Origin of the sequence: Hwangdonia seohaensis (genome assembly GCF_031932625.1) — a bacterium.
GTDB classification, from domain to species: domain Bacteria; phylum Bacteroidota; class Bacteroidia; order Flavobacteriales; family Flavobacteriaceae; genus Hwangdonia; species Hwangdonia seohaensis.
The window spans coordinates 1,034,264-1,056,314 of record NZ_JAVSCK010000001.1; the positions used below are offsets into that span (position 1 = coordinate 1,034,264).

16 protein-coding genes are annotated in these 22,051 nt (G+C 37.0%); 8 read left to right on the forward strand and 8 right to left on the reverse strand.

What is annotated here, in order from left to right:
- Positions 1-38 precede the first annotated feature (38 nt).
- Positions 39-1,793 carry an aspartate--tRNA ligase gene (aspS, locus tag RNZ47_RS04470; RefSeq protein WP_311937012.1) on the reverse strand — a complete coding sequence of 585 codons (1,755 nt, stop codon included), beginning with the start codon at positions 1,791-1,793 and terminating at the stop codon, positions 39-41.
- A gap of 201 nt (positions 1,794-1,994) precedes the next feature.
- On the opposite strand from aspS, the gene RNZ47_RS04475 reads away from it, so the two are divergent.
- Together RNZ47_RS04475 and RNZ47_RS04480 are read left to right on the forward strand one after the other, a co-directional pair.
- Positions 1,995-4,622 (forward strand): TonB-dependent receptor, encoded by a 2,628-nt coding sequence (locus RNZ47_RS04475; protein WP_311937015.1) that lies wholly within the window; start codon positions 1,995-1,997, stop codon positions 4,620-4,622.
- A gap of 179 nt (positions 4,623-4,801) precedes the next feature.
- Positions 4,802-7,381: a carboxylesterase family protein gene (locus RNZ47_RS04480; RefSeq protein ID WP_311937017.1), complete on the forward strand. Its 2,580-nt coding sequence runs from the start codon at positions 4,802-4,804 to the stop codon at positions 7,379-7,381.
- Positions 7,382-7,488: 107 nt separating this feature from the next.
- Here the strand turns inward: RNZ47_RS04480 and RNZ47_RS04485 are convergent, their stop codons facing one another.
- The 4 genes from RNZ47_RS04485 to RNZ47_RS04500 all read right to left on the reverse strand — a co-directional run bounded on the left by RNZ47_RS04485 (position 7,489) and on the right by RNZ47_RS04500 (position 14,252).
- Positions 7,489-11,019, reverse strand: coding sequence for an efflux RND transporter permease subunit (locus tag RNZ47_RS04485; protein ID WP_311937019.1), 3,531 nt, complete (start codon positions 11,017-11,019; stop codon positions 7,489-7,491).
- 88 nt (positions 11,020-11,107) lie between these two features.
- The gene (locus RNZ47_RS04490; protein ID WP_311937021.1) at positions 11,108-12,280 is read right to left on the reverse strand and encodes an efflux RND transporter periplasmic adaptor subunit; all 1,173 of its coding nucleotides are present in this window, start codon (positions 12,278-12,280) and stop codon (positions 11,108-11,110) included.
- Positions 12,281-12,306: 26 nt separating this feature from the next.
- A complete protein-coding gene (locus RNZ47_RS04495; RefSeq protein WP_311937023.1) occupies positions 12,307-13,644 on the reverse strand; it encodes a TolC family protein in 1,338 nt (445 codons plus the stop codon).
- A complete protein-coding gene (locus RNZ47_RS04500; RefSeq protein ID WP_311937026.1) occupies positions 13,641-14,252 on the reverse strand; it encodes a TetR/AcrR family transcriptional regulator in 612 nt (203 codons plus the stop codon). Before RNZ47_RS04500 ends, RNZ47_RS04495 begins: the two co-directional genes overlap by 4 nt.
- Before the next feature lie 125 nt (positions 14,253-14,377).
- Here RNZ47_RS04500 and RNZ47_RS04505 point away from each other — a divergent pair, with 125 nt between their 5' ends.
- The 6 genes from RNZ47_RS04505 to RNZ47_RS04530 all read left to right on the forward strand — a co-directional run bounded on the left by RNZ47_RS04505 (position 14,378) and on the right by RNZ47_RS04530 (position 18,812).
- The gene (locus RNZ47_RS04505) at positions 14,378-15,352 is read left to right on the forward strand and encodes a polyprenyl synthetase family protein (protein ID WP_311937028.1); all 975 of its coding nucleotides are present in this window, start codon (positions 14,378-14,380) and stop codon (positions 15,350-15,352) included.
- A gap of 41 nt (positions 15,353-15,393) precedes the next feature.
- On the forward strand, positions 15,394-15,741 hold the full coding sequence (locus tag RNZ47_RS04510; protein WP_311937031.1) for a hypothetical protein: 348 nt from the start codon (positions 15,394-15,396) through the stop codon (positions 15,739-15,741).
- Between the two features lie 62 nt (positions 15,742-15,803).
- Complete coding sequence (locus RNZ47_RS04515) at positions 15,804-16,238, forward strand: RrF2 family transcriptional regulator (protein WP_311937033.1); 435 nt, start codon at positions 15,804-15,806, stop codon at positions 16,236-16,238.
- A 50-nt stretch (positions 16,239-16,288) separates the two neighbouring features.
- Positions 16,289-17,020, forward strand: a complete 732-nt coding sequence (gene ric / locus RNZ47_RS04520) for an iron-sulfur cluster repair di-iron protein (RefSeq protein WP_311937035.1) — start codon at positions 16,289-16,291, stop codon at positions 17,018-17,020.
- Between the two features lie 147 nt (positions 17,021-17,167).
- Positions 17,168-18,379: a hypothetical protein gene (locus RNZ47_RS04525; RefSeq protein ID WP_311937037.1), complete on the forward strand. Its 1,212-nt coding sequence runs from the start codon at positions 17,168-17,170 to the stop codon at positions 18,377-18,379.
- A complete protein-coding gene (locus tag RNZ47_RS04530; protein WP_311937040.1) occupies positions 18,351-18,812 on the forward strand; it encodes a hemerythrin domain-containing protein in 462 nt (153 codons plus the stop codon). Before RNZ47_RS04525 ends, RNZ47_RS04530 begins: the two co-directional genes overlap by 29 nt.
- Before the next feature lie 10 nt (positions 18,813-18,822).
- Here RNZ47_RS04530 and RNZ47_RS04535 read toward each other — a convergent pair whose 3' ends face one another.
- The 3 genes from RNZ47_RS04535 to nirK are packed head-to-tail and all read right to left on the reverse strand — an operon-like array spanning position 18,823 to position 21,816.
- The gene (locus RNZ47_RS04535; protein WP_311937043.1) at positions 18,823-19,542 is read right to left on the reverse strand and encodes an SCO family protein; all 720 of its coding nucleotides are present in this window, start codon (positions 19,540-19,542) and stop codon (positions 18,823-18,825) included.
- Complete coding sequence (locus tag RNZ47_RS04540) at positions 19,539-20,336, reverse strand: formylglycine-generating enzyme family protein (protein WP_311937046.1); 798 nt, start codon at positions 20,334-20,336, stop codon at positions 19,539-19,541. The genes RNZ47_RS04535 and RNZ47_RS04540 overlap by 4 nt, the downstream gene beginning before the upstream one ends.
- 10 nt (positions 20,337-20,346) lie before the next feature.
- A complete protein-coding gene (gene nirK / locus RNZ47_RS04545) occupies positions 20,347-21,816 on the reverse strand; it encodes a copper-containing nitrite reductase (protein ID WP_311937048.1) in 1,470 nt (489 codons plus the stop codon).
- Positions 21,817-22,051: the final 235 nt, after the last annotated feature.

Consider the following 22,051-nt stretch of genomic DNA (forward strand, 5'->3'; position numbering starts at 1 on the left):
ACTACTAAAAAATCCTGCAATGAGCAGGATTTTAATTCTTATGATTTTAAATTAAGTTTTAAGCTTAATTCTTCAAGTTGCTCATCGTCTATTGGTGCAGGCGCATCAATCATAACATCGCGTCCCGAGTTGTTTTTTGGGAAGGCAATAAAATCACGAATGGTTTCTTGTCCGCCTAAAATTGCTACCAATCGGTCTAAACCAAAAGCTAGTCCGCCGTGTGGTGGCGCACCATATTCAAAAGCATCCATTAAAAACCCAAATTGTGCTTTGGCTTCTTCTTCGGAAAACCCTAAATGTTTCAACATGATAGCTTGGGTTGTTTTATCGTGAATACGAATGGAACCGCCACCAATTTCATTTCCATTTAAAACCAAATCGTAAGCATTGGCTTTTACTTCGCCTGGTTTAGAATCCAATAACTCTATTTGTCCGGGTTTTGGCGATGTAAACGGATGGTGCATCGCATGGTAATGCCCTGTTTCTTCGTCTAGTTCCAATAAGGGAAAATCAATCACCCAAAGCGGTGCGAAAACCTTAGGGTCTCTTAAGCCCAAACGTTCAGCTAATTCCATGCGCAGCGCGCTTAATTGGGCGCGTACTTTGTTTGTTTCGCCGGAAAGCACACAAATTAAATCGCCTGCTTTTGCTCCGGTCGCCTCTGCCCATTTTGCTAAATCGTCATGGGAGTAAAATTTATCAACTGAAGATTTATAAGTCCCATCGTCGTTACAGCGGCAGTACACCATACCCAAAGCCCCAACTTGCGGACGCCTTACCCAATCAATTAATTTATCTATTTCTTTTCTTGTATAACTGTTTCCTCCTGGAACGGCGATACCAACAACCAATTCGGACGTATTAAAAACACCAAAATCTTTATGTTGTGCAACGTCGTTTAACTCGCCAAATTCCATCCCAAAACGGATATCAGGCTTATCGTTACCGTATAAACGCATCGCATCATCGTAAAGCAGTCGCGGGAATTTATCAACTTCAACACCATTAATTTCTTTTAATAAATGACGTGTCAATCCTTCAAAAGCATTCAAAATATCTTCCTGCTCGATAAACGCCATTTCACAATCTATTTGTGTGAATTCAGGCTGTCTATCGGCACGTAAATCTTCATCCCTAAAACATTTTACAATCTGAAAATATTTGTCCATGCCGCCAACCATAAGCAATTGTTTAAAGGTTTGAGGCGATTGCGGCAATGCGTAAAACTCACCTTCGTTCATTCGGCTTGGCACCACAAAATCACGAGCACCTTCTGGCGTTGATTTTATTAAATAAGGCGTTTCAACTTCTATAAAACCTTCTTTTGAAAGATAATTACGAACCTCTTGCGTTACTTTGGCTCTAAAAATCAAATTGTCTTTTACGGGGTTGCGGCGAATATCCAAATAACGATATTTCATTCGTAAATCTTCGCCGCCATCGGTTTTGTCTTCAATAGTAAACGGCGGTAATTTGGATTCGTTTAAAATATGCAATTCGGATACTAAAACCTCAATATCGCCCGTAGGCATTTTTGGGTTTTTCGAAGCGCGTTCTATAACGGTTCCTTTAACCTGAATAACAAACTCGCGACCTAAATTTTGAGCTTGTTCCAGAAGTTCTCTCGATGTACGTTCCTCATCAAAAACCAATTGCGTAATGCCGTAGCGGTCGCGTAAATCGACCCAAACAATAAATCCTTTGTCTCGAGATTTTTGTACCCATCCTGCAAGGGTGACTTCTGTATTTATATGCGAGGCGTTTAATTCGCCACAATTATGACTTCTGTACATGCTAGTGAAATTGATGTGCAAATTTAGGAAGATATTGCTTTTTAGTATAGCGTTTTTGGTAAATATTTCAGTCAGTTTGATTTTAGGTTTTTGTCAAAAAATTTATTAAAATAATAAGTTAATAGTATTTTTTTTAATGTTTTTATGGGATTTTCGCATTTTATTTGGATATTTAGCGGAACTAATTTAAAAACTGAAATTATGAGCAAATTATTAAATCTTAAATTGATTTTGATTTTAATGCTGTCAGGGGCATTTAATTATTCTGAATCACAAGAAGTTTCTGGTACCGTTACTGATGATGCATCACAGCCGTTACCAGGAGTTTCCGTAATTGTAAAAGGGTCTTCAACAGGTACAACAACCGATTTTGATGGCAATTATTCCATTAGCGCTAATAATGGAGACACCCTTGTTTTTTCTTATGTTGGCTTTGAAACCCAAGAGATTGTAGTAACAGGAAGCACGTTAAATGTTTCCATGCACGCTGGTGTTGCCTTAGATGAGGTTGTTCTTTTAGGTAACAGGGCAAAACCTAGAACCATTTTAGATTCACCTGTTCCTATTGATAACATTGGAGTAGAAGAATTAACAAGTGGTGGACAGCCAACCATTGAAGCGATGCTAACGTTTAAAGTACCATCGTTTAATGCACAAAATCAAGCTATTTCTGATGCAACAGCACATTATGATCCGGCTGATTTACGAGGATTGGGTCCAAGTAGAACCTTAGTTTTAATAAATGGCAAACGAAAAAACCAAAGTGCCCAAGTATTTTTAAATAGAACACCCGGAAAAGGAGAGGTGGGCATAGACTTAAAAAGTATCCCAACGGCGGCCATTGAGCGTGTGGAAATCTTACGCGATGGTGCATCCGCCCAATATGGATCTGATGCTATTGCTGGCGTAATTAACATGGTGTTAAAAAAAGATGCACAGTTTTCTACATTTACGGCCAAAACTGGGGTGACTTCAGAAGGTGACGGATTTAACTTTGCGACAGACTTCAATACAACACTTGGGTTTGGAGAAGGCGGTTTTATAAACTTAACTTTGGGTTATTATAACCAGGAATTAACCAATAGAGCCGGAACCCCGGGGGTTGCCGATTTGCCCGGTGATGCAAGACCAAACGAGATTGCATGGGCTCAAAACACCCCGGATTTAGGAATGCACGTAGGCCAACCAGATTTGGAAAAAGGCGATGTTTTTGTAAATATGTCACATCCCGTTGGAGAGCATTCCGAGTTCTATTCATTCCATGGATATACCTTACGCACAGGGCGCAGTTTTGCGTATTATAGAGCACCTTATTGGAGACGCGATGTTGCAGACGCAGGCTTTATTACCGCACCCGAAGATTTTCAGGGATATCAACCTTCCTTTGAAGCAAGAATAAAAGACCATTTAAACGTAGCAGGTTTAGATATGGATTTAGGGAACGATTGGCGTGCTGATGCCAGTATAACTTTTGGGAAGAACAGTGTAGATTATACGGTTAACAATTCGGTAAACAGAGATTATTTGGCCGATAATGGCACATCGCCAAGGACGTTTAAACCAGGTGGTTATAGCTTGAGTAATGTGATTGGGAATTTAGATTTCTCTAAAGTTTTTTCCGATATGGTTAGTGGGTCTTTTGGTTTGGAATATAAGAAAGAAAAGTTTGAAGCTAGAGAAGGCAATCCGTTATCGTATTACGGGGCTGGTTCCGATTCTTTTGCGGGTGTTAAGCCGGAAGAAGCTGGCGAATGGGATAGAAATAACTTCGCAGCATATATGGGATTGGATTTTGATGTGTCTGACGCTTTATTGTTGGGTATTGCAGGTCGTTACGAAGATTTCTCCGATTTTGGGGATAACTTCTCATGGAAAATATTTGGCCGTCAAAAACTGGGCGACAAAGGGGCTTTAAGAGCATCCTATAGTACCGGGTTCAGAGCGCCTACATTGCACCAACGTCACTTAACAAATAGCCAGTATATTATTGTTGCGAGTTCACCAGAACCACTATTACAAGGTACTTTGGCAAATAATAATCCAGCTGTTGAGGCTTTAGGCGTTCCTAATTTATTTGCGGAAACATCTAAAAATTTAGCTGCAGGTATTACTTATAAGTTCGATAGAAACTTTTCAGCATCTTTAGATTTTTACAGTATAAAAGTAGATGACCGGGTGTTGTTTTCTTCTCAGATTGGTTCAGATTCAGACGATACAACAACAAATCCAGTTGAACAAATTCTTGAAGATAACGGTGTTGTTGCCGTTCAGTTCTTTATAAACGCCGGAGACACCAAAACTACGGGTGCCGATTTTATTATCAACTACAGAAACATGGATTTAGGATCGGGTAAATTACATGCTAATTTAGCGGCAAATTTCAATAAAACAACTATTGATGCCATTAATACGCCAGATGCTTTAGCGCAAAACGGATACGATATTTTTGCCCGAATAGAAAAGGGTTTAATTACAAGTGCAAGACCAAAATCAAAATTTATTTTAGGTTTGGACTACGAGTCTGAAAAAGTAGATATTGGGCTTTACAACACTTTGTTTGGAAAGGTTACCATAACCTCTCCAAATGGGCCGGCAAACGATCAAGCTTTATCGTCTAAATTGGCAACAGACTTAAGTGTAAGCTATAATTTTACCGATAAGCTGAGTATTACCGGCATTATTAATAATATTTTTGACGTGTACCCAGATGTAACTTTAGCCTCTACAGGAACGGCACAGGCGGGAAGTAGATTTGTTTACTCATCAGAAGTGCAGCAACTTGGACAATTGGGAACAAACTATAGCGTAGGATTAAACTACAGGTTTTAATATTAATTAAAATCTAAATTTAAAATACCTTAAAAACCCAGAGTGCGAACTCTGGGTTTTTTTATTAAGCATGGTGCTGCAAATTAATCTATTCAAAGGCGCGTGATTGTTGTTGGTCGAAAAATGTTTTTAGATGAAATTAAATGCCTAATTTTATTGAAAATTTAAATCGATTTGTAATGCAGCTAACCAAGATTAAAATTAGAATCATTCTATTATTTGTGATGATTGGGTCATCAACTTTAATAGCCCAACAACGTACGGGAAATATTGTTGAATACTTTGGAAAAGAAAAAGTAAACGACATAAAAGAAGGCAAGCTTTTGCACGTTTTTAAAACGGGATTAGCTTTAAAAATTCAGAATTTTAGGTTTAACTCATCCTCATTTCCTAAAGATCAGGTTTTTAGTCGGTTTTTAATGCAGCCCAATTACGAGCCTGAAAACGATGATGTTTTTGATATTGATTTTACAGGCAAGCAGTTAATGTGGAAAACCATTGCAACAGACACTACAAATAGTTTTAACGACAGTAATTTAAGGTCTAGTTATGTGTATTTAAGCTATCAATCCGATACCGAAAAAACGGTGCTTTTTGAAGCCTCGGGGCATTCGCTCGTTTTAATTAACGGATTGCCTCACGAGGGCGATCATTATGATTTCGGATGGAATTTAATTCCGTTAAAATTAAAAAAAGGACTAAATAAATTCGTGTTGAAAGTAGGGCGATTCCCAAGAATCAGAGCCCGATTGATTGACCCTCAAACGCCAGTTCAATTTACCACCCGAGATGTGACCTTGCCCGACCTTTTGGTTGAAGAAGACAAAACCTATTTGGGCGCTATCAGAATAATAAATACTTCTGATAATTGGGTTGAAAACCATACGATTACTTCTGAGATTAACGGTGTATCGCTATCGCATCAAATCCCAAACATGCCACCTTTAAGCGTTCAAAAAGTACCTTTTAAAATAGCTTCCGTTTCAGATGGAAATCAATTGGGAAAAGCCGATTTAAAATTAAGTTTGAATGCAAAAAACGGCGCATTAGTAAACACGAATACCATTCAAATTGAAATAAAATCTAAGCATACCCACCATAAACGCACCCTTAAAAGCAATGTGGATGGCAGCATTCAATATTACAGCGTCGCGCCGTCTAGCAATAAAAATTTAGAAAACGGCGCCTTGTTTTTATCGGTACACGGGGCTTCGGTTGAGGCTGTAAACCAAGCCAATGCTTATGCGAAAAAAGATTGGGGCAACTTAATTGCGCCAACCAATCGTCGTCCTTTTGGTTTTGCGTGGGAAGATTGGGGGCGTTTAGATGCGCTCGAGGTTTTAGCAGATGCGAAAACTATTTACATACCCAACAGCAAAAAAATATATTTAACGGGGCACTCTATGGGCGGTCACGGCACCTGGTATTTGGGCGCCACTTACCCTGATCATTTTGCGGCCATCGCGCCTTGTGCCGGATATCCGGATTTGCTTTTGTACAGAGGCGGATTTACAAGTAGAATGTTAAATATGACCGAAGCGCAATTGGAACGGTTTGGGATTAGTCCAAAAATATTGGAGCGTCTCACTGCAGAACACGTACCAACGGCTATGGAAAACATAATTCACAGAGCGGGAACACCTAGCAGAACCTTACAACTTATTCGCAATTATTTGCATCACGGTGTATATGTTTTGCACGGCGAAATTGATAATGTGGTGCCAACCGCTATTGCGCGCGATATGCGCGAACGTTTGGGTAAATTCCATCCGGATTTCACCTATTACGAATATCCAGATGGAACACATTGGTATGGTAACCATAGTGTGGATTGGGAACCTATTTTCGATTTTTTCAAACAACGCAGCATCAAAGAAGCCACCGATATAAAAAAATATGAATTTTTCACAGGTTCGCCGGGGGTTTCTGCTAGTTCTCATTTTATAACCATTCATCAGCAAGACCAACCTTTTGTAACCAGCTCTTTTAAGTTTTCAAAAGAAGATGGCTATAAATTACATACCGATAATGTGGCGGTTATTGAAGTTGATTTTTCAGCTTTAAACGATGCCGCAACCAATATTGAAATTGATGGGAATTCAATAAAAATCCAAAACGATAAAAGCGTATTTTTTAAGATGGTGAATGGTGCGTGGCAAATTACCCAAGCACCGAGTTTAAAAGAAAAAGGCCCACATAGAAACGGCGGTTTTAAAGATGCTTTTAGAAATAACGTGGTGTTTGTTTACGCTACAAATGGCACGCCCACAGAAAACGAATGGTATTACAACAGGGCGCGTTTTGATGCCGAAACGTTTTGGTATCGTGCCAACGGACATATTGAAATGGTAAAGGATGTCGATTTTTCTTTAAAGAAATATGCCGATAGAAATGTTGTGATTTACGGAAACGCCGATAATAACACGGCGTGGAACAAACTTTTAAAAGATTGCCCAATTCAGGTGAAAGATTACGGTGTGAATTTTAATGGCAAGTTATTATTTGGCAACCAATGGGGCATGTATTTTATTGTGCCCAGGAAAGACAGCGATATAGCCAGTGTTGGTGTGGTTACCGCAACGGGCAGCAAAGGCATGAAAGCCGCCTATATGAACCACTATTTGGTTAACGGTACCACATTTCCCGATGTTTTGCTTTTTGATGATGAGGTATTGCTAAACGGTATGCCGGCCGTAAAGAGTGCAGGTTTCTTTGGAAACGATTGGTCGGTTGAAACCGGAGATTTTGAATGGCGTTAATCCAATGCAATTGATAAGATACTGCTTTTAAAAAATAAAAAAACTCCAGAGTTTCCGATAAGAAATTCTGGAGTTCTGTTATTAATTGAATTAGTCGTCAATTAAAATTAATCTTCTATTCGGTTTTCATTATTAATCACTTCTTGTGGTATAAGGTCTTCATTCGTAAAAACCCTATCTTTATACAACCACATTTTAAGTTTTGTAACTAAATAGAATAAAATAGGAACAACAATTAATGTTAAAAACGTAGCGATCAATAAGCCGTAAATAACGGTTTTGGCCAATGGTCCCCAGAAAATCACATTATCACCACCAATATAAATGTCAGCATCAAAGTCGCTAAATAATGTAAAGAAGTTTATGTTTAAGCCCGTTGCCAACGGAATCAATCCTAAAATGGTTGTGATGGCCGTAAGTAAAACGGGGCGTAAACGTGCTTTACCACCTTTTACGATAACTTCGATAAGTTCGTTTTTATCTAGATATTGATCGTCTTCCAATCCCTGTTCAAATTTCTTTCGGTCTATTAAAAGTTGGGTGTAATCGAGCAGTACAACACCATTGTTTACCACAATACCGGCGAGCGAAATGATACCCATCATGGTCATCATTATTACAAATGAAGCGCCCGTGATAACGATGCCTCCAAAAACACCAATGAGGCTTAAAAATATGGCGAGCATTATAATTCCGGGTTTTGAAATCGAATTAAATTGGAATATTAAAATGAAAAATATAAGTCCTAAGCCAGTAAGAAACGCTCCGTTTAAAAAGTCTTGTTGTTTTTCTTGTTCTTCAATTTGTCCGGTATAATCGATTTTTACGTCATCTGGTTTTTCAGTAAAACTTTTCATCTCGTTTTGAATTTGAGCTACAATAGCCCCAGCATCTACATAGCCCGGTGCCAACGCAGAGTAAAGTGTTACCACACGGTTAATATCTCTATGTTTTATGGCACTGTAGCCTGAGCTGTTGCTGTGATTAGCGATAGCAGAAACGGGAATTTCCTTTATTTGGCCGGATGCCATATCCCTAAAGGTTATTTTTTGATTAAAAATGGCGCTGGTGTTATACCTGTTTTCTTTATTAAAGCGCACGTAAATATCGTAGTCTTCACCATCCTTTTTATAGATACCCGCTTTAGAGCCAAAAATGGAGTTACGCAATTGCTGCCCAACTTGTCCGGCATTAACGCCCAATTCACCCGCTTTTTTTCTGTCCACAATAACCTGCATGGTGGGTTTGGATTTATTGACATCAATTTTTAACTCGTCGATTCCCTGAATGTTTTTCGTGTTGATAAAATCGCGCATTTTTTCAGCGGTTGTGATCAGTTTAGAATAATCGTCACCTTTAAGTTCTAAATTTATAGGATAACCGGCAGGAGGGCCAGCAACATCCTTTTCTACCGAAATGGCAACACCGGGATAAATGCCTTTTAAATCTTCTTGCACTTTTTTAAGAAGCTCGTTACTATCTGCACCTCTTCTAAATTTATATTCGCGCATAGTGGCAGTAATTTTACCACGATGGGGCATTTCGGCCGCAGAACCGCCATCAGTCATAGGGTTTCCTGCGCCTTCGCCCACTTGAGATACGGCACTTTCAGTTAAGAAATTGTAACCGTTATCCATATAAGCTTCGTCATTTATAATCTTATAAACGCGCTCTTCGATATCTTTGGTTATGGCATTCGTCTTTTTAATGTCGGTGCCTTCGGGATATTCAATATAAACAATAATTTGATTGGGCGTATTATCCGGAAAAAACTCAACTTTGGTACGTTTACTTCCAATAGAAGCACCAAAGCCTATAAACGCCACAAAAAGCAATACTACAGTTGCAACGGTTATTAAAATTGGCTTTTTATCGCTTAAAGCATAACGCAGCGATTTCTCATAAATACGCTCCCATTTTGGCAATGTGTTATTTTGAAATTTGTTGGCCCATCTTCTTAAAAATAACCTGTAAATCCAAAGCATTAAAACGGTTATCAACATTAATGTGCCCAGGCCTCTATAACTTCCGCCAACCAAAACAACCAAAAGCCCGATAACACCAAATATTATTGAAATTTTAACGATTTGTTGTAAGGGCATATTCTTGTCTTCTGTAGTCATAAATTGCGAAACCATTACCGAGTTAAAGAAAATGGCAACAAATAGCGATGAGCCTAATACTACGGACAGTGTAACCGGAAAGTAAATCATGAATTCACCCATTACCCCGGGCCACAAGCCTAAAGGAATAAATGCCGCCACGGTAGTAGCTGTAGAAATAATTATAGGAAAAGCGATTTCGCCAATGCCTTTTTTAGCGGCCTCAATTCTCGGCATACCTTCAGACATTAATCGGTATACGTTTTCCACGACTACAATACCGTTATCAACCAACATACCCAGTCCCATGATAAGCCCAAAAAGAATCATGGTGTTCATGGTATAGCCCAACATGTTTAAAATCATGAGCGACATAAACATGGACATGGGAATGGCAAACCCGACAAACAATGCGTTTTTAAATCCTAAAAAGAACATTAAAACGGTAACAACGAGAATGATACCAAATATGATATTATTAACCAAATCGTCAACTTGACCAATGGTTTTTGATGATTGATCGTTGGAAATGGACACTTTTAAATCTGGTGGAAAAACATTTTCTATGGCCTCTTTTACCATAAGGTCTATTTGTTCGGCAGCAGCCACCATGTTTTTTCCGGCGCGTTTTTTTACATCGAGCATCACAACAGGGTTGCCAAATTCTCGGGCATAGGTGGTTTTATCTTCGTCTTTAAAGGTAACGGTTGCCACATCTTTTAAATAGATGGGGTTGTTGTTTTCAGACTTAACAACAAAATCCTCCAATTGGTTTGGGTTGCTTATTTCGCCTATAATCCTAATGGTACGGCGCTGTCCGCTGGATATTAAATTACCAGCCGACATGGTCATGTTTTCTCTGCTGATGGTATTGATAATATCGTCAAAACTGACTTGGGCAGCCATCATTTTATAAATATCAACAGCCACTTCAACTTCTTTGTCTTGTGCGCCACGAATATCGACCTGCTTTATTTCCTGCAGGCTTTCAATTTCATCTTCAAGATATTCGCCGTATTCTTTTAATTTGTCTACGGGATAATCTCCCGAAATGTTGATGTTTAAAATGGGGATTTCTTCAGACATGCTCAAATCGAACACATTGGGTTCAACCTTGGCATTATTGAATGTTGGCCAATCTTCACCTGATTTTTCAGAGTCAACCTCGTCTTTTACTTTTTGCTTTGCAGCTTCAACCGAAATGTTTTCATCAAACTCAACTATCACAATAGAGTAATCTTCTTGCGATGTTGAGGTTATTTCAACCACATTGCTTACCGTTTTTAGGCGGTCTTCAATCGGGTCGGTAATAAGTTTTTCAATATCTTCGGCAGTGTTTCCGGGGTAAATGGAACTGATGTAGATTTTAGTTTCTTTAACTTCAGGAAAGCTTTCCCGAGGCATTTTAAAATAGGCACCGGCACCCAAAATTAAAATGAGCAAAATTAAAACATACATGGTAGTTTTGTTGTTAATTGCCCATGATGACAACCCGAACTCCTTATCTGTTTTATTGTTTTTTGTGTTTTTAGTCATGATTGATAGTTTTTTACCCTGAGCGCAGTCGAAGGTTATTATGCGTTAAACAACTTAGCGTTTTTAAACATTAGTAGTAGCTACTAACTTATTGAAGTGTTAGAATTTTTACTTCTTGCCCGTCTTTAACGCTTCGTGCACCTTCGTTAACAATTTCACTGCCATCGTTTATGCCCGAAAGAATTTCAATAACATCGCCTTGGGTTTTGCCGGTTTCAATAAAAACACGTTCGGCAACACCTTCGTTATTACCGTTTTTATTATTTACCACGTAAATGTATTGCTCGCCATTGGCATTTTCTGAAATAATACTTAGCGGAATTAATAAAGCGTTCTCGTTAGTATAATCGTTAATTTTAAGTTTGGCTGTTAAATTGGGTTTTATGCTTTTGTCTTTATTTGGCACTGCCACTTCTATTTTAAATGTTCGGTTTGCAGGATTAATAAAGTTTCCCGCTTGTCTTATTTTGGCATCAATGGATTTACCTAAAACGGGGAATTCTACTTTTACATTTTTGTTTACGGTAACATTGGTAATATAGCTTTCTGGCACATCGGTTTCAATATACATATCGTCAAGATTTACAATACGCATAAGTGGTGTTTGCCCAGCGCCAACAACGCTGCCTTGGTCTGTTATAACATCGTCAATAGTTCCCGAAAATGGTGCTCTCACAACGGTTTTGGCCAATTGTTGCTTGATTTGATTCACGGCTTTAGCCTGAGCTTCGTAATTGGATTTTGCTTGTAGATATTGAATTTCGCTACCAATTTTTTGATTCCATAAACGCTCTTGACGTTCAAAGGTTGTTTTGGATAAAGCGGTTTGAATTTCGGCTTGGGCCAATTGTTGGTTCAATCCGCCATCATCAATTTTAGCCAATGTTTGTCCTTTGTTAACCCATTGGCCTTCTTTTACATAAACTTTGGTAAGGATGCCGCTGTATTCGGGATATAACACTAAAAGCTTTTTGGTGTTAACACTGCCCTGTAATTCCAAATAATGCGTAAATACCTCGTGTTTGGCTTTAAAGGTTGTAATTAAAGGCACTTTTTTTGTGGTGTCCAATACCGCAATTTTATCGTCCAATTGTTTTAATTGCGAAGCTATTTGTTGTTGTTGGGCAACAATTTCGGCACGTTTTAAACGCATAGTTTCTAAGTTCCCCGATTCGATGGCTTTTTCAACAGATTGCTTTTTACCTTCTCCGCAAGAGGTTATAAGAAGCGTAACGATGAGCAATGAATAGATATATTTCATGGTTTAGTGTTTTTTTTGATTGATTGTTATATTTGATTTAATGCTGTTTCAAGCGCTGCTTTTTTATTGATGACATCGAGCATGGCTTGTAAAAATTCCTGTTGTGCCGAGTATAGTTGGGTTTGGGCTTGTCTCAGTTCGAAACTGGAGGCAATACCCTCAAAAAACTTGGTTTGGTTTTTTTGTTCGATACGTTCGGCGAGGTTTAAATTTTGTTTTTTATTATCGTAATCTTCAATCGCAAATTGGTAATCGCTTTTTGCCGATGCGATTTGAAGCTTTATTTTTTGTTCGGTTTCGGTAAGCGTTTCCTTGGCTTTTTCAAGGTTTATTTTAGCGCGTTGTGTTGCGGCACTTCTTCCTCCCGAACTAAAAATAGGAATGTTCATGCTTACGCCCAATAATGATGAGCCAAACCATTTTTGGTCGCTCTTTAAAAAATCAAAATCCTGATTGTTGCCCGAATAGCCCGCATTAACAAATCCCCTTAAAGTGGGCAGCGCTTTACTTTGCTCTAATTTAACAAGCAGTTCTTTTGCTCTTTCATCGTTTTTTGAAATTTTATAATCAATGGTGTTTTCAATATTTTCTTCAGCGTTAAGTAGTTCCAAAACAATGTTTTGTGCCGTTAGGGTTTGTAAATTATCGGTGAGTATGGTGTTGGCATTTAATTCGGTTCCCAACGTTATATTCAGCATTTGATAGGCCAGGGTTTTTAATCGAGAGGTATTGTTTAACTGGCTTTCTATACCGGAAAGTGTGATTTGCAATTGTTCGACACTTTCTTCGTCGCCCAATCCGTTTTCGTATATTTTTGTGGTTTCGTTGAGGTTTTTCTTTAAAACGGAAATATTGCGTTCTAAAATATTTACACTTTCTTCGGCAAGAAGTACGTTTCCGTAAGCATTAATAACGGCTTTTCTAACTTCCAAATCGGTTTTTTCCTTAGCGTTTTTCGAGATTTCCAAAAACACTTTGGCCGATTGCAGTCCAACTAAATAAGAACCGTCAAAAATTAATTGTTCTAAAATCACGGTGCCATTCATGGTTTGTTTTGTGCCAAAAGCAACCTCGGCAAATTCGCCTACGTTACCGCCAAAAAACTCTGCAGGAATTAAAGACACCTGCTGTTTAAGCCAACTGTTATAATCTATATTGGCACTTATTTGCGGCAATCCAATGGTGGTGGTTTCCCATTTTTGTTTTTTAGCAGCTTCAATATCCAGTGCTGCGATTTTAGAGGTTCTGTTGTTTTCTATGGCATAATCTATAGCTTCTTGTAAAGAAAAACTAAGTACATTCTCTTGCGAAAACAGGGTGATAGAACAGCATAAACTAAAAATAATTATAAGTTTGCTTTTCATTTTGATGATTGATTTGTTGTTGTTAATTGGTTTAAAATTTCGAGTCCTTTTGGTGTGCAAATGCCCCGTAAGTGGTATTCTAAATAGTTGTTCATGAGCATATCCATTGAAAATGTTTTTAGCGGAAACAAATTCTTGTCTTTAATGGCTACCATGGTATTAAAATACAATCTTGCTATAAAATCAACATGAATGGTGTCTCTGTATAAACCTTGATTTATGCCTTTGTTTAAATTGCTAACAACACAGGTTTGCATAATTTCAAACTGTTTGTGTTTTAGCGCATTAAATATTTTTGGATAGTATTTTTGCAACTGGTATTGTGGAGACGATTTTTCATCTTTTAAATGCTCCATAACAAACTTTTTAATACTGTAAATTTCTTCTATCGGGTTTTTGTCCAACGAGCAAATATGGTCTATGCCACAAGAAATAGAATGAAATAAGTCCAGGGTAGTGGCCTCAACCAGTTTCGTTTTGTTTTGAAAATGCTGATAAATGGTTTTTTTAGATACGCCCAAAGCATTGGCTATATCGTCCATGGTCACGCTTTTAAACCCGTAGTTTAAAAACAAATCCGTTGCGCCTAGTAATATTTTTTCTCTCATAATAGGTGGCAAAACTACAATAGGAAACTTTAAAAACCAAAAAAGTTTCCAAAGTTTTAATATTTTTTTAACATATCCTTTACACGCAAATTTTTAATTATGATGAATTACGCTATTTTTGCTCGATGCATCTTATAGAAAAATACAGAACAGAGTTTGTTGGGTTTTTAGATAATTACTCAACGGTAAAAGAACCTCAAACATTATACAATCCCATTAAGTATATCCTAAATTTAGGAGGCAAAAGGTTGCGTCCGGTTTTAACCTTAATGACTGCCGATATATTTAGCAACGATTATAAAAAAGCATTGCCCGCTGCTTTAAGTATTGAGGTGTTCCATAATTTTTCTTTGGTGCACGACGATATTATGGACGATGCTCCCTTGCGCCGCGGACAAAAAACAGTACACGAAAAGTGGGATGTAAATACGGGCATCCTCTCGGGCGATGCCATGTTAATTATGGCGTACCAACTCTTTGAAAACTATGAAGCCAATATTTTTCAAGCTTTGGCAAAATTGTTCAGTAAAACGGCTTTAGAAGTTTGTGAAGGCCAGCAGTACGATATCGATTTTGAAACTAAAAACGATGTAACCGTTGCAGCCTATTTAAAAATGATTGAATACAAAACCGCTGTTTTGGTTGGTGCTGCCATGAAAATGGGCGCTATTGTTGCGAACGCTTCCGCGGAAGATCAGAATAACATTTACGAGTTTGGTAAAAATTTGGGTATCGCATTTCAATTGCAAGACGACTATTTAGATGCTTTTGGCAATCCGGAAACTTTTGGCAAACAGGTTGGTGGCGATATTATTGAAAACAAAAAAACCTATTTATACATAAAAGCGCTTGAATTTTCAAACGAAACCCAGAGGGCGGAATTACAAAAACTATTTTCCAATAATTTTGATGCACCCGAAAATAAAGTAGCACTTGTAAAGGAAATTTTTAAATCGACAGGTTCTGCCGAAGCCACGAAAAAAGCTATTGAAGCGTATACGAAAAAGGCCTTTTTGGTTTTGGAGGCTTTACATATTTCTGATGATAAAAAGGTACTTTTAAAAAACTTTGGAACGAGCTTAATGAACAGAGATGTATAAATAATTAATTTTTTATTTCCGCGAAGACGGAAATCTAACTTATGCAATTACCAACAACGTTCGAAGCATTGATTGAAGAAGCAAATCAATCCGATTTGTATCATAAATTGATAAAACAGCTCAATAAGGATTTTTTACTGGCCAATATCGATTTGGATTTTCACGAAGACATCTTACCATCAAGCTTAAAATTATTACTCCACGAAACCGTTTATAAACTCATTCAAGAAAAATTTACCTCGTATTTAAACCTGCTTTATATTGTTGATGTTTCAGAAAAGCAAGTAAAAGCCTTGGATGGGGAAGATATTCTTAAACTATCTGAAGACGTATCGTTTTTAATATTAAAACGCGAATGGCAAAAAGTGTGGTATAAAAATAAATTTTAATTAAGATAAATTTGTCCTAATTAAAATAATGCTATATATTTGCACCAAATAAAAACGATAATATGTTTTCTAAAGCTTGTGAATATGGTATAAAAGCATCCATTTTTATTGCAACAAATTCATTTGAAGGCAAACGTGTAAGCCCCAAAGAAATTGCAATGGAAATAGATTCCCCACAAGCATTTACAGCCAAAATTTTACAGGCCTTGGTAAAACATGATATAATAAACTCTATAAAAGGAGCTTATGGCGGTTTTGAGATTAGCAGGGATAAAATTGCAACTATTAAACTTAACCAAATTGTAAAAGCCATTGATGGCGATTCCATTTACAACGGCTGTGGTTTGGGTTTGCATAAATGTGACGAAGCGCATCCGTGTCCGGTGCACGATAAGTTTAAAGCTATTCGAGACGGTTTAAAGCACATGTTGGAAAACACAAGTTTAGAGGAATTGGCACTTAATATAAAATCGGGTGCTTCGTTTTTAAAGGTTTAAAAAAATTTGAATATAAATAGGATAAAATTATCCGAAATAAACAATTAATTATGGTAACATTACAAAAAGATTCAGAAAAACAAATAGGGCAATTTGTAGCCGAAGATTATAGAACAGCAGCTGTTTTTTCGAAATACAAAATAGATTTTTGCTGCAACGGCAACCGAAGTATCAATGAAGCTTGCGAAAAAAAGGGGATAGATAGCAATGTTTTATTGGACGAGTTGCATAGCGTTTTAAACAATAAAGGAGGCGAATCTATTGACTACAAATCGTGGCCGTTAGATTTACTGATTGATTATATCGAGAAAAAACACCACCGTTATGTAGAAGAAAAAATTCCTGTATTACGTCAGTTTTTAGATAAATTATGTCGCGTTCATGGCGAGCGTCACCCAGAATTATTTAAGGTAAACGAACTATTTACAGCATCGGCAGGCGAGTTGGCCGCACACATGAAAAAAGAGGAGCTTATATTATTTCCTTTTGTAAAAAAGATGGTTTCGGCAACATTAAGCCAAGGCGCTGTACAATCGCCACAATTCGGAACGGTTGAAAACCCCATTGCAATGATGATGCAAGAACACGATAACGAAGGCGAGCGTTTTAGAGAAATTGCAGCACTTACAAATGATTATAACCCGCCAGCAGATGCGTGCAACACATACCGCGTAACCTATGCGATGTTGGAGGAATTTGAACAAGATTTACACCTGCACATTCATTTAGAAAACAATATTCTATTCCCTAAGGCTATAAAGCTAGAACAACAATTTAATTAATAGCAAGCTTTAACAATGACTTAGGTCTATTAGAAAATCCTGGAAAGTTTTCCCTAAAACATTCCGGGATTTTTGTTTAAAATTAGTTTAGAAGTAAAAAGCATTTTATTTTGGTAATTTTAAAGTCGGAAAAGCAAAACGCCAAAAATGGTTAAAAAATTTACTGTTGTTTGTTTGATTAATTTTTTAATCGCAGCCTTAATGGGATTGGCATTGCGCTACGCTTTTGTAGGAGATATTGGTGTAAATTATCGTTTTTTAACCCACGCACATTCGCACGTTGCCATGTTAGGTTGGGTGTATTTAATGTTGTTTGCATTAATTGTTCATTATTTTATTCCAGATAAAAAACCCGTTTTTACACGCTTGTTTTGGCTTACGGAAATTGCGGTTATTGGTATGCTGTTAAGTTTTCCGTTTCAGGGTTATGCGGCGGTTTCCATTACGTATTCAACATTGCACATTTTATGCAGTTATTATTTTGTGTATTTGGTTTGGAAACACCATAAAACAGCATCTGTAGTAATTCAATATTTGCTCAAAACAGCGTTGGTGTATATGGTGTTATCCACCATTGGGGTTTGGTGTTTGGGGCCTGCGGTTTCCATGTTGGGACAGGCATCGGCCTTTTATCAAATTGCGATACAGTTCTTTTTGCATTTTCAGTTTAACGGTTGGTTTTTAATAGCTGTAATAGCTGTGTTTTTTCATGTGTTTCAGGTTGAAGACTCAAAGCTGTTTAGACGATTTTTCAAACTATTGGTTGCATCAACCGTACTTACTTTAGCATTGCCAATCCAATGGTTCGCACCACATAATTTGTTGCTTTATGGTAATGGTTTGGGCACCATATTGCAGCTTTTAATGGGGTACTACTTTTTAAAATTGATACAACCAAAATTTTCAACGGTATTAAAACAGCGGCCAAAACTCGTTACTCATTTATTTTGGTTTTCAATATGTTGCTTTGTTTTAAAAATAGGCCTACAGTTATTAGGGTTGTTTCCTGAGTTTTCGCAATTGGTTTATACACACCGCAACTTGGTTGTTGGGTTTATTCATCTTTTAATGCTTGGTGTTATTACGGGATTTTTGTTTTTATTTATTATACAAAGCCCATTGGTAAGGCAGAGCAAAAGCCTGTATATGGGCATTTATACTTTTATTTCTGGATTTGTTTTAACCGAACTATTGCTTGCAATTCAGGGTGTTAAGTTTTACTTTGGAAACGGCTTAGTACCAAATTACTACCTATTGCTTTTTCTTTTTAGTATATTATTACCCTTAGGAATTGGTTTTTTATTATATAATATTATAACTCAAAAAAATTATGCAACACAAACCGCAAAAACGACATAAAGCTTTGCAACCCTTAAGCAGAGAGCATCATCACGGATTGCTTTTGTCTTGGAAAATACGCTCAGGATTTAGCAAAAATATCGAACCAAAACGTATAAGGGTTTACGCCAATTGGTTTTTTAAACAACATTTAATTCCGCATTTTGATATGGAAGAAGTCCACATTTTCCCCATTTTAGAGCAGAATAACGAATTGATAAAAAAAGCGTTGGCAGATCACAGACGCATAAAACGATTATTTGCTGAAACGGATGATGATGCTAAAACGTTGAGTAAAATAGAAGAGGAACTGGACAAACATATCCGTTTTGAAGAGCGCGTGCTTTTTCCTGAAATTCAAAAAGTAGCGACCGAAGTGCAAATGCTTCAAATTGAAAAAATTCATCAACCGGAAAAATTCGAGGATAATCTGGTTGATGAATTTTGGCGATAGAAATTATATTTTATTTTGTTAGCTGAAGAATGTATTGCACAGTTTCTTTATTATCAACACCCAAACCTTCTTGTTGGTGAACAAGCTCGCCATCAGAATTAAATACACTTATAATGTTGGAGTGTGAAAAATCTATAGGTGAAATTTGTTTGTATTTCATGGCGAGTACATTGGCAAATTCACGAACACCACTTTCTGAACCTTGCAAGAATGTCCAATGTTCATCATCCATTTTGTTTTCAATGGCAAAAGCTTTTAAACGTTTTGGATTATCTATTTTCGGATCTATACTAACCAGAACAAAATTTAAATCTTTTAGTTTTTCCTTTGGGATTTTAGCTTCAATATTGCGCATATCTGCAACTAATCTTGGACAAGCAGCTTTACAAGATGTGTAAATCATAACCATTACTAAATTTTTTCCCTTTAAATCTTTTAATTGAATGGCCTTACCTTCTTCTGTATTCCATTTTGTGTTTAAATTAAAAATAGATTCATCTGAAATTTCGAAATCATTTAATGCTTTTGAAGATTTTTCATCAATAAGCTTTAAATCCATTTTACAAATTGGGCAACTTACGTTTTCGCTATATGTTTTATCCCCTTCGCATTGCATAGGACATTGATAAACGGCTAATGTGTGTTGTGCTTTATTTGATTTTTCTGAATTGCAAGACGTTGTTACTAAAAGTAATACGACTACAGAAAGTAATATTTTAATATGTTTCATTTGCTTTCTTCTTTGCTTTCTATTTTAATGTCTTTAACACATCTGAATCCTAAATTTTTCATAGAATATTTCGCTTTCAAGCTACCACGAATGGCATAGCGCATAAAAGCAGCATAGTTCATTAAATCTGTAGTGTTTACAGAAGCGCTTCCGCAGAATAAATTGTTATCTTTATCTGTGTCTTTACGTGATTCTCCACTAATTAATACAGAATTAAAATCCAATGTCCACTCCCAAACCAAACCATGTAAATCATAAACGCCCCAAACATTTTTTGGAGTTTGACCAATATTGCTTTCGTTAGATCGTGTGGCTTCGTACCAAGCTAATATTTGCTCGTTATAGGTTTCTTTAACACGTGCATCTTTGGTTGTTTGGTCTGCCATAGCTACATATTCCCATTCATCAACCGTTGGTAAGCGTTTGCCTTGACATTCGCAATAGGCTTTGGCTGCAAACCAGGACACGTAGGTAATAGGACTATTTGATTTTTCGGAATCTTTAAGCTTAAAGTCGGTTTCCCAATTGGCTAAATAACTCTTGTCAGCAAATAATCTGATGACTTTTGATTTTTGCCATTTTGGAAACTTTTTCACAAAATCTAAATATTGGGAATTGGAAACAGGATAAATATCCATTTCAAAATCTTTCACTTCAACTACTGTTGAGTCTCTTCCGTATAAGGGAATATATCTACTTCCTTCAATGAAAGCCATGTCTTTAGTTTGAGCTTGCAATGTTGTTTGAAAAACCACTAAAACAAACAATAATCTAAAGACTTGGCTAAAATTCATGTTTTTATTATTATCGGTTTTTAACTTTATCAACCATTTCTTTGGTAACCACTTTTTTAGAATTGCCCCAACTGTTGTAAACGTATGTTAATACATTTGCAACCTCTTCAGATGAAATCATTTGCCTAGTCATTACACTGTTGTATTTTTCACCATTTACAGTAATCTCTCCAGACAAACCATTAACAACAATATCGATAGCACGATTAACATCGGCATTTAAGTAATCTGATTTTGCCAATGGAGGAAATGCCTTTGGAATACCTTGACCTTCCGATTGGTGACAAGCAAAACAGGTCTGCATATACACTTGTTTGCCATATTCCATTTGCTCCTCAAATGATTTAGCATGTGTTTTAGATTCTACAATTTCATCAGTTGTAGGCATTTCTTGAATGCCAGGACCTTCAGGTAAATAAATCCCTTCGCGAATTTCACCAGAATAAATTTTCTTATTCTCTTCACCTTCTACTTTAAGTATTCCTAAAGCCCCTTTGTTAAATGCCCTAAAAATAGAATGGTCTACCAATACTAGTGAACCAGGTACATCAACTCTAAATTCTACTATGGCAGCTCCTCCAGCGGGTATTAGTGTTGTTTGGATGTTTTCATTAATTAAATCTCCTCCTTCAACATATACTTTGTCAAATATTTCGCCAATAACATGGAAAGATGATACTAAGTTTGGTCCTCCGTTACCTACATAAAGTCTAACAGTTTCTCCAACTTTAGCTGTAATAGCGTTTTCACCTGTTAATGCGCCAACTCGTCCATTAAACACTACGTAGTCCGCTTTTTCATCTACTGCTTTTTGCATGTCAAACGGTTGTAATCCTCTTTCGCCATTTTTTCCTTTGGTGTAAAAATCTCCTTGCATTATATAATATTCCTTATCTACTTGAGGTAAACCACCTTCAGGTTCTACCAAGATAAGACCATACATACCGTTTGCAATGTGCATTCCAACTGGTGCTGTTGCACAGTGGTATACATAAAGGCCTGGGTTTAATGTTTTAAATGAGAATGTTTTTTCATAGCCAGGAGCAACAAAAGAAGATTCGGCACCACCTCCTGGACCTGTAACAGCATGTAAATCTATATTATGTGGCAATTTATTATCTGGATGGTTTGATAGTGTAAACTCTACCTCGTCACCAACGCGTGTTCTAATAAAACTTCCTGGTACCGAACCTCCAAATGTCCAGTACATGTAGGTTGTTCCATCTGTCATGGTTCCTTCTTGTTCAAGAATTTCCATATTAACAATTAGCTTTTTGGCTTTTCTTCTTCCCACGCCTCTTGGGACATTAGGAGGTGCTGTTAGTTCTGCTTGCATTTCATATCCCGTTGGAATATCTGCAGCATTTTCGTAAACTTTTTCCTCGCTATTAATGCAAGAAATAAAAATAAAACTAGAAGTAACTAAACTTAAAAAAATCCAGAATGGACTCCTTTTAAATAATTCTTGGTCAGTTTTCATAAAATATTCTATTAGTTAGTTGTGATTGGTAATTAGGATGCTTTTGTCCTAATTGAAATCAAATTTACATTTAGATTTAATCTGAAAACATGATATTTGTCATAATGTTAAGGGAATATAAAAAAAAATTGCATATCCTCAATCCGTAATACAGAAAACGTAACGCCATGTTGTACCCGTTTCAGCATCTCATAATCATTTGTTGAACACGACACTGAAACAAGTTCGGGTAACG